Consider the following 9071-nt stretch of genomic DNA (forward strand, 5'->3'; position numbering starts at 1 on the left):
ATCGTTCTTGGGGGCATGATGGCTGTTGATATGGGTGGACCAGTCAACAAAGCGGCTTATGTCTTTGGTACAGGTACGCTTGCAGCGACTGTTTCCTCAGGTGGTTCTGTAGCCATGGCAGCAGTTATGGCGGGAGGAATGGTTCCACCACTTGCCATCTTTGTCGCAACCCTTCTTTTCAAAGATAAATTTACCAAAGAAGAACGTAACTCTGGTTTGACAAACATCATCATGGGCTTGTCATTTATCACTGAGGGAGCAATTCCATTTGGTGCTGCTGACCCAGCTCGTGCGATTCCAAGCTTCATTCTTGGCTCAGCAGTAGCAGGTGGTCTCGTTGGTCTTGCTGGAATCAAACTCATGGCGCCACACGGAGGAATCTTCGTCATCGCCCTTACTTCAAATGCCCTTCTCTACCTTGCATTTGTCTTGGTTGGCGCAATTGTAAGTGGTGTGGTTTATGGTTACCTACGCAAACCACAAGCATAAAATGGATTAGAATAGAAAGATTGTTACCATTTGGTGCAATCTTTTTCTCTATTCGAAATGGCTGTGAAATATGGTATAATAAAAGAATGGCAAACAAGAATACTACAAAAACAAGACGGAGACCGTCTAAAGCAGAACTTGAAAGAAAACAGGCTATCCAGAGGATGTTGATTTCCTTAGGAATTGCCTTATTGTTGATTATTGCAGCCCTTAAACTCGGTGCAGCAGGTGTCACTCTTTACAATCTCATTCGACTGGTGGTCGGAAGTTTGGCCTATGTGGCCATAGGTGGTCTCCTCATCTATCTTTTTCTTTTTAAATGGATCCGCAAGCAAGAGGGACTTCTATCAGGATTTCTCTGTATCTTCGCTGGCTTGCTCTTGATTTTTGAGGCCTACTTAGTATGGAAATATGGCTTGGAGCAATCAGTTCTAAAAGGGACCCTGTCTCAAGTTATGACGGACCTGACTGGTATGCGGGTGACTAGCTTCGCTGGTGGAGGCTTGCTTGGTGTTGGACTCTATATCCCCATATCCTTTCTTTTCTCCAATATCGGATCGTACTTTATTGGAGTTCTCTTGATTCTAGTTGGGGCACTCTTGGTTAGTCCTTGGTCTATTTATGATGTCGCAGCCTTTATTGGAGCTCAGTTCAGATCCTTCATGGAAAAACAGGAACAGAGAAAACAGGAACGCTTCATCAAGAGAGAAGAAGAGAAGGCTCGTCAAGAAGCTGAAGAAGCCGCCAGAATTCAGAGAGAACAAGAAGAACAGGATGCATTACCGCTTCCTCCTGTAGATCCTGAAACGGGAGAAATCTTATCAGAGGTACCAGACTACGATTTCCCTCAAATTCCTGAGGAAGAGTGGATCGAACCGGAGATTATCCTCCCTCAGGCTGACGTTGACGTTCCAGATGTGGAAGAAGATTTTGAGGATGAAGAGGTGCAGGTTGATTTTTCTGCCAAGGAAGCCCTCGAATACAAACTGCCAAGCTTGCAACTCTTTGCGCCAGATAAACCCAAAGACCAATCCAAGGAAAAGAAGATTGTTCGAGAAAATATCAAAATCCTAGAAGAAACCTTTGCTAGCTTTGGTATCAAGGTGACGGTGGAACGGGCTGAAATTGGGCCATCAGTTACCAAGTATGAAGTCAAGCCAGCAGTTGGTGTACGGGTTAACCGCATTTCCAATCTGGCAGACGACTTAGCGCTGGCTCTGGCGGCCAAGGATGTTCGGATTGAGGCTCCAATCCCTGGTAAATCCTTAGTCGGAATCGAAGTGCCTAACTCTGAGATTGCGACTGTTTCCTTCCGTGAACTCTGGGAACAGTCTCAGACTAAACCAGAAAATCTCCTCGAAATTCCTCTAGGGAAGGCGGTTAATGGAACTGCTCGAACCTTTGACCTTTCCAAGATGCCCCACCTACTGGTTGCAGGTTCAACGGGATCAGGGAAATCAGTTGCAGTTAACGGTATTATCGCGAGCATTCTGATGAAAGCAAGACCCGACCAGATCAAGTTTATGATGGTGGATCCAAAGATGGTTGAGTTATCGGTTTACAATGACATTCCTCACCTCTTGATTCCAGTTGTGACCAATCCACGCAAGGCCAGCAAGGCTCTGCAAAAGGTTGTGGATGAGATGGAAAACCGTTATGAACTCTTCGCTAAGGTTGGTGTGCGAAATATCGCTGGTTACAATGCTAAGGTCGAGGAATTTAATAGCCAATCTGAGTACAAACAAGTACCTCTGCCTTTGATTGTTGTCATTGTAGATGAGTTGGCAGACCTCATGATGGTGGCTAGCAAGGAAGTGGAAGATGCCATCATTCGTCTCGGACAGAAGGCTCGTGCTGCAGGGATTCACATGATTCTCGCAACACAGCGCCCATCGGTTGACGTTATCTCTGGTCTTATCAAGGCCAATGTCCCATCTCGTGTGGCTTTTGCAGTTTCATCAGGTACAGATTCACGAACCATCTTGGATGAAAATGGAGCAGAAAAACTGCTCGGTCGAGGAGATATGCTCTTTAAACCAATTGATGAAAATCACCCAGTCCGTCTACAAGGTTCCTTTATTTCGGATGATGATGTCGAACGCATCGTAAACTTCATCAAGGCTCAGGCGGATGCGGACTACGATGAAAGCTTTGACCCAGGAGATGTTCCTGAAAATGAAGGAGATCTCTCTGACGGAGAAGCTGGTGGTGATCCGCTTTTTGAAGAAGCTAAGGCTCTGGTTATCGAGACCCAGAAAGCTAGCGCTTCTATGATTCAGCGTCGTTTGTCAGTTGGATTTAATCGTGCGACCCGCCTGATGGAAGAACTCGAAATGGCAGGTGTCATCGGTCCAGCTGAGGGAACCAAACCACGAAAAGTATTGCAACAATAAAAAAATAACTTCTTTCCAAATTTGGAAAGAAGTTATTTTTTTGATTACTGGTTCGTTTTAGTTTCAGAAGTCGTCGTATTTGACTGTGTTCCATTATCGCTTGTTTCTTTATTTGTAGCTGGTGTAGAAGAGTCCTGAGTTGTTGTTTTCTGTTCTTCTTTTTTCTCCTCTTTCTTGTTGGATTGAGAAGTTTCTTCCTGCGAGGTATTTTCTTTAGTAGAAGTGTTGTCCCTGTTAGGAGTAGTATTTTCCTGAGGGGATTCTTTTTGAATTTCCTTGACAACAGTTGTTTGAGTTGTCGTCGGTTCTTTCTTGTTGTTTTTGTTATTATCCATGGCGTTCATGATGGTGATAGTAGCGGTGATTAGGCCAAGGATACTACCGATGGTAGCAATCGTTTTTTGAAAGACAGTAAATCCCTTTTTGATGTGTTCTGTTTTTGGTTTTGAAGTTCTACGATAGTTAGACATGATACTCTCCTTTAATTATGATTTATTATACCTCATTTCTTTAAAAAAATCTTAAAAAAAGAGAAACCTCCCTTTCTTGTCGCAGGTCTCTTTTCGTGATACAATAGAAGGAGTGATTTTAGAAAGCGTGAGAAAACATGATCTACTTTGATAATTCGGCGACAACCAAGCCTTATCCTGAAGCACTTGAAACTTACATGCAGGTCGCTTCAAAAATTGTAGGAAATCCATCTAGTCTCCATCGTTTGGGAGATCAGGCAACACGAATTTTAGATGCTTCCCGGCAGCAAATTGCAGATTTGATTGGGAAGAAAAGTGATGAAATCTTCTTTACCTCTGGTGGAACAGAAGGAGATAACTGGGTCATCAAGGGTGTGGCCTTTGAAAAAGCCCAGTTTGGTATGCACATCATCGTATCAGCTATTGAACATCTAGCAGTCAAGGAATCAGCCCTTTGGCTGAAAAGTCAAGGTTTTGAGATAGATTTTGCTCCAGTTGATGAGAAAGGATTTGTGGATGTTGAGGCTCTAGCGAATTTGATACGACCTGATACGACCCTTGTCTCCATTATGGCAGTTAACAATGAAATTGGCTCTATCCAGCCTATTGAGGCTATTTCGAAACTGTTAGTAGATAAGCCGACCATTTCTTTCCACGTTGATGCGGTTCAGGCGCTTGCTAAGATTCCGACTGAAAAATACTTGACGGATCGAGTGGATTTTGCAACATTTTCGAGTCATAAGTTTCATGGTGTCAGAGGTGTTGGATTTGTCTATATCAAGTCTGGTAAGAAGATTACGCCTCTTTTAACTGGTGGTGGTCAGGAGCGAGACTATCGTTCGACAACTGAAAATGTGGCAGGGATTGCAGCAACAGCCAAGGCCCTCCGTTTATCTATGGAAAAGTTAGATATCTTTGCTAGTAAGACAGGGCAGATGAAGGCAGTCATTCGTCAAGCCCTTCTGGATTATCCAGATATTTTTGTCTTTTCAGATGAGGAAGACTTTGCCCCTCATATTCTGACCTTTGGGATTAAGGGTGTTCGTGGTGAAGTCATCGTTCATGCCTTTGAAAACTATGATATTTTCATTTCCACAACCTCTGCTTGTTCGTCCAAGGCAGGAAAACCTGCGGGGACCTTGATTGCCATGGGAGTGGACAAAGATAAGGCCCAGTCAGCTGTGCGTCTAAGCCTAGACCTGGAAAATGATATGAGTCAAGTCGAGCAGTTTTTGACCAAGCTAAAATTAATTTACAATCAAACTAGAAAAGTAAGATAGGAGTATTTATGCAGTATTCAGAAATTATGATTCGTTACGGAGAATTGTCAACCAAACACAAAAATCGCATGCGTTTCATCAATAAACTTCGTAATAATATTTCAGACGTTTTGTCTATCTATCCTCAAGTTAAGGTAACCGCAGATCGCGACCGTGCCCACGCTTACCTCAATGGAGCTGATTATACAGCAGTAGCAGAATCGCTCAAACAAGTTTTTGGGATCCAAAACTTTTCTCCTGTGTATAAGGTTGAAAAGTCTGTGGAAGTTCTGAAGTCTGCTGTCCAAGAGATTATGAAAGCTATCTACAAGGAGGGCATGACCTTTAAAATCACTAGTAAGCGAAGCGACCACAACTTCGAATTGGATAGTCGAGAACTCAATCAAACTCTTGGTGGTGCTGTTTTCGAGGCTATTCCAAACGTGCAAGCTCAGATGAAAAATCCAGATATTAATCTTCAGGTTGAGATTCGTGAGGAGGCTGCCTATCTTTCCTATGAAACCTTTCGTGGAGCAGGAGGATTACCTGTGGGAAGTTCTGGTAAAGGCATGCTCATGTTGTCAGGAGGAATTGATTCACCCGTGGCAGGTTATCTAGCTCTTAAACGAGGGGTAGATATTGAGGCGGTTCACTTTGCCAGTCCGCCATACACGAGTCCTGGTGCCCTTAAAAAAGCCCAAGATCTGACCCGCAAATTGACCAAGTTTGGGGGCAATATCCAGTTTATCGAGGTGCCTTTCACAGAGATTCAAGAGGAAATCAAGGCTAAGGCGCCAGAAGCCTACCTCATGACCTTGACCCGTCGTTTTATGATGCGCATTACCGATCGTATCCGTGAGGTAAGAAATGGTTTAGTTATCATTAATGGGGAAAGCCTTGGTCAAGTAGCGAGCCAAACCTTGGAAAGCATGCAGACTATCAACGCTGTGACTAGCACTCCAATCATTCGTCCTGTGGTTACTATGGACAAGTTGGAAATCATTGACATCGCTCAGGAAATTGATACCTTTGAAATTTCTATCCAGCCTTTTGAGGACTGCTGTACTATTTTTGCGCCTGATCGTCCTAAGACCAATCCTAAGATAGAGAGTGCTGAGCAGTATGAAAAACGGATGGATGTTGAAGGTTTGGTTGAGCGAGCAGTGGCAGGGATTATGATCACTAAGATCACACCTCAAGCTGAAAAAGACGCTGTCGATGAGTTAATTGATAATCTCCTCTAATCAGAAAAACCAGAAGAATTTAGAATATTAAATGAAAAAAGTTAGTTATTTATCCTTAAAATGGACAATTACTGACTTTTTTTCTATTTTTATGGTATAATGAGATAAAATTTTGAATATAGAGAGTTTTCTGACAATGAATCATTCCTACTTTTACTTAAAAATGAAAGAACATAAACTCAAGGTTCCTTATACAGGAAAAGAGCGTCGTGTTCGTGTTCTTCTGCCTAAGGACTACGAGAAAGACACAGACCGTTTTTACCCTGTTGTTTATTTTCATGATGGGCGAAAATGTCTTTTACAGCAAGGAGTCCTATATCGGACACTCTTGGAAGATTATTCCAGCCATTAAGCGAAACCCTGATATCAGTCGCATGATTGTTGTAGCCATCGACAATGATGGTTTGGGGCGGATGCATGAGTATGCGGCTTGGAAGTTCCAAGAATCTCCTATCCCAGGCCAGCAGTTTGGCGGTAAGGGCGTGGAGTATGCTGAGTTTGTCATGGAGGTGGTTAAGCCTTTTATTGATGATACCTACCGTACCAAAGCTGATCGCCAGCATACGGCTATGATTGGTTCGTCGCTTGGAGGCAATATTACCCAGTTTATCGGACTAGAGTACCAAGATCGAATTGGTTGTCTGGGTGTCTTTTCATCTGCTAACTGGCTTCACCAAGAAGCCTTTAACCGCTATATTGAGCGCAAGAAATTGTCGCCTGAACAGCGCATTTTTATCTATGTAGGAACAGAAGAAGCAGACGATACGGACAAGACCCTAATGGCTGGCAATATTAAGCAAGCCTATATCGATTCGTCGCTTCGCTATTACCGTGATTTGATTGCAGGTGGAGTAGGCTTGGATAATCTTGTTTTGAAAGTTCAGTCTGGTGCTATCCATAGTGAAATACCTTGGTCGGAAAATTTGCCAGACTGTCTCCGATTTTTTGCAGAGAAATGGTAAGTTAAGAAAGGAGAAAGCCAATGCATATTGAAAACCTTAGCCACTGGAGTGGCAATCTCAACCGTGAAATGTATCTCAACCGTTATGGACATGCTGGGATTCCAGTTGTTGTTTTTGCTTCATCTGGTGGCAGTCACAATGAATACTATGATTTTGGCATGATAGATGCCTGTGCTTCCTTTATCGAAGAAGGTCGTGTTCAGTTCTTTACCCTATCCAGTGTTGACAGTGAAAGCTGGTTGGCCACTTGGAAAAATAGTCATGACCAAGCGGAGATGCATCGTGCCTACGAACGCTATGTGATTGAGGAGGCCATTCCTTTTATCAAGCATAAGACAGGTTGGTTTGACGGCATGATGACGACAGGTTGCTCGATGGGGGCTTACCATGCACTCAATTTCTTTCTCCAGCATCCAGATGTCTTTACCAAGGTGATTGCCCTCAGTGGTGTTTACGACGCACGTTTCTTCGTTGGCGATTACTACAATGACGATGCAATTTACCAAAACTCACCTGTAGATTATATCTGGAATCAAAACGACGGCTGGTTTATTGATCGTTACCGTCAGGCAGAAATCGTCGTTTGTACGGGCCTTGGTGCCTGGGAACAAGATGGTCTACCATCCTTCTACAAGCTCAAAGAAGCCTTTGACCAGAAACAAATTCCAGCCTGGTTTGCTGAATGGGGACACGATGTCGCCCACGACTGGGAATGGTGGCGCAAACAAATGCCCTATTTTCTTGGACACTTGTATCTATAAAAGGAGTTGCCTATGAATTACCTTGTTATTTCTCCCTACTATCCGCAAAACTTTCAACAGTTTACCATCGAGCTAGCTAATAAAGGCATCACTGTTTTGGGGATTGGTCAGGAACCTTACGAACAACTAGATGAACCTTTGCGCAATGGCCTAACCGAGTATTTCCGTGTAGATAATCTTGAAAACATAGACGAAGTCAAGCGTGCTGTTGCCTTTCTGTTCTACAAGCATGGACCAATCGACCGCATCGAGTCCCACAATGAATACTGGCTTGAGCTGGATGCAGCACTTCGTGAGCAATTCAATGTTTTTGGTGCCAAACCAGAGGATCTCAAAAAGACCAAGTTTAAGTCTGAGATGAAGAAACTTTTCAAAAAAGCAGGTGTCCCTGTGGTACCTGGTGCTGTTATCCAGACGGAAGCAGATGTGGACCAAGCAGTTGAGACGATTGGCCTACCAATGATTGCCAAACCTGATAACGGAGTGGGAGCAGCAGCGACCTTTAAACTTGAGACAGAAGAAGATGTAAATCACTTTAAGGCTGAATGGGATCATTCAACCGTTTATTTCTTTGAAAAATTTGTCACTTCTAGCGAAATCTGTACCTTTGACGGACTTGTGGACAAGGATGGTAATATCGTCTTTTCAACGACTTTTGACTACGCCCATACACCACTTGATCTGATGATTTATAAGATGGACAATTCCTACTATGTGCTTAAGGATATGGATCCCAAACTGCGCAAGTATGGCGAGGCCATTGTCAAAGAATTTGGTATGAAAGAACGCTTTTTCCATATCGAGTTTTTCCGTGACGGGGATGACTACATTGCCATTGAGTACAATAACCGTCCTGCAGGTGGCTTTACCATTGATGTTTATAACTTCGCCCATTCCTTGGACCTCTACCGAGGCTATGCGGCGATTGTCGCAGGAGAAGAGTTCCCAGAATCAGAATTTGAACCTCAATACTGTCTAGCTACATCACGTCGTGCCAATGCAAACTATGTCTATTCAGAAGAGGACCTTCTTGCCAAATACAGCCAGCAATTCAAGGTCAAAAAAATCATGCCAGCAGCCTTTGCAGAGCTACAAGGGGACTACCTTTATATGTTGACTACTCCGAGTCGCCAAGAGATGGAGCAGATGATTGCAGATTTTGGTCAACGTCAAGAATAACGATTAGGACAAAAGGAGTTTGACTTCTTTTGTCCTTTTCTTAAAGATAAGTTAAATAAAGCGTTTTCCATAGATTCTTTTAGAAAAGATATTGCTAAAAGGCCTAAAAATTGATAGAATAAGGATTGTCTAAAAAAATTTAAGGAGAATCTATCAAATGGATTTTACATGGGCTATTAAATATGCCACAGAATTCTTGGGAACTGCTATTTTGATCATTCTTGGTAATGGTGCAGTTGCTAACGTTGAACTTAAAGGTACGAAAGGTCACCAAAGTGGCTGGCTCGTTATCGCAGTTGGTTACGGTATGGGGT

The 9071-nt window shown here is 43.2% G+C and carries 7 protein-coding genes and 2 pseudogenes; 8 read left to right on the forward strand and 1 reads right to left on the reverse strand.

Annotated elements, in window-relative coordinates; all coding sequences use genetic code 11:
• Positions 1-489, forward strand: a 489-nt coding sequence (locus SORDD27_RS09590) for a fructose-specific PTS transporter subunit EIIC (protein WP_231069265.1), incomplete at its 5' end; no start/stop codon positions are given.
• A gap of 86 nt (positions 490-575) precedes the next feature.
• Positions 576-2882 (forward strand): DNA translocase FtsK, encoded by a 2307-nt coding sequence (locus tag SORDD27_RS02180; RefSeq protein ID WP_081103329.1) that lies wholly within the window; start codon positions 576-578, stop codon positions 2880-2882.
• Between the two features lie 44 nt (positions 2883-2926).
• Here the strand turns inward: SORDD27_RS02180 and SORDD27_RS02185 are convergent, their stop codons facing one another.
• The gene (locus tag SORDD27_RS02185; protein ID WP_061427071.1) at positions 2927-3352 is read right to left on the reverse strand and encodes a DUF6556 family protein; all 426 of its coding nucleotides are present in this window, start codon (positions 3350-3352) and stop codon (positions 2927-2929) included.
• A 137-nt stretch (positions 3353-3489) separates the two neighbouring features.
• On the opposite strand from SORDD27_RS02185, the gene SORDD27_RS02190 reads away from it, so the two are divergent.
• The 6 genes and pseudogenes from SORDD27_RS02190 to SORDD27_RS10105 all read left to right on the forward strand — a co-directional run.
• Entirely contained in the window at positions 3490-4632 is a 1143-nt protein-coding gene (locus SORDD27_RS02190) for a cysteine desulfurase family protein (RefSeq protein WP_061427073.1), read from the forward strand.
• Positions 4633-4640: 8 nt separating this feature from the next.
• The gene (gene thiI, locus SORDD27_RS02195) at positions 4641-5855 is read left to right on the forward strand and encodes a tRNA uracil 4-sulfurtransferase ThiI (protein WP_061427075.1); all 1215 of its coding nucleotides are present in this window, start codon (positions 4641-4643) and stop codon (positions 5853-5855) included.
• Positions 5856-5991: 136 nt separating this feature from the next.
• Positions 5992-6817, forward strand: a pseudogene (locus tag SORDD27_RS02200) (alpha/beta hydrolase).
• A gap of 20 nt (positions 6818-6837) precedes the next feature.
• Positions 6838-7578, forward strand: coding sequence for an esterase family protein (locus SORDD27_RS02205; protein ID WP_000546818.1), 741 nt, complete (start codon positions 6838-6840; stop codon positions 7576-7578).
• Positions 7579-7590: 12 nt separating this feature from the next.
• Positions 7591-8757 (forward strand): ATP-grasp domain-containing protein, encoded by a 1167-nt coding sequence (locus SORDD27_RS02210; protein WP_061427077.1) that lies wholly within the window; start codon positions 7591-7593, stop codon positions 8755-8757.
• Between the two features lie 157 nt (positions 8758-8914).
• Positions 8915-9071, forward strand: a pseudogene (locus SORDD27_RS10105) (aquaporin); the annotation flags it as partial.

The sequence above is a fragment of the Streptococcus oralis genome, from assembly GCF_001579025.1.
Classification (GTDB): domain Bacteria; phylum Bacillota; class Bacilli; order Lactobacillales; family Streptococcaceae; genus Streptococcus; species Streptococcus oralis_X.

Excerpts from the sequence above, each read along its gene's own strand:
- thiI (WP_061427075.1), top strand. The coding sequence starts at position 4,641 with ATGCAGTATTCAGAAATTATGATTCGTTACGGAGAATTGTCAACCAAA.
- SORDD27_RS02190 (WP_061427073.1), top strand. The coding sequence starts at position 3,490 with ATGATCTACTTTGATAATTCGGCGACAACCAAGCCTTATCCTGAAGCA.
- SORDD27_RS02180 (WP_081103329.1), top strand. The coding sequence starts at position 576 with ATGGCAAACAAGAATACTACAAAAACAAGACGGAGACCGTCTAAAGCA.
- SORDD27_RS02210 (WP_061427077.1), top strand. The coding sequence starts at position 7,591 with ATGAATTACCTTGTTATTTCTCCCTACTATCCGCAAAACTTTCAACAG.
- SORDD27_RS02185 (WP_061427071.1), bottom strand. The coding sequence starts at position 3,352 with ATGTCTAACTATCGTAGAACTTCAAAACCAAAAACAGAACACATCAAA.
- SORDD27_RS02205 (WP_000546818.1), top strand. The coding sequence starts at position 6,838 with ATGCATATTGAAAACCTTAGCCACTGGAGTGGCAATCTCAACCGTGAA.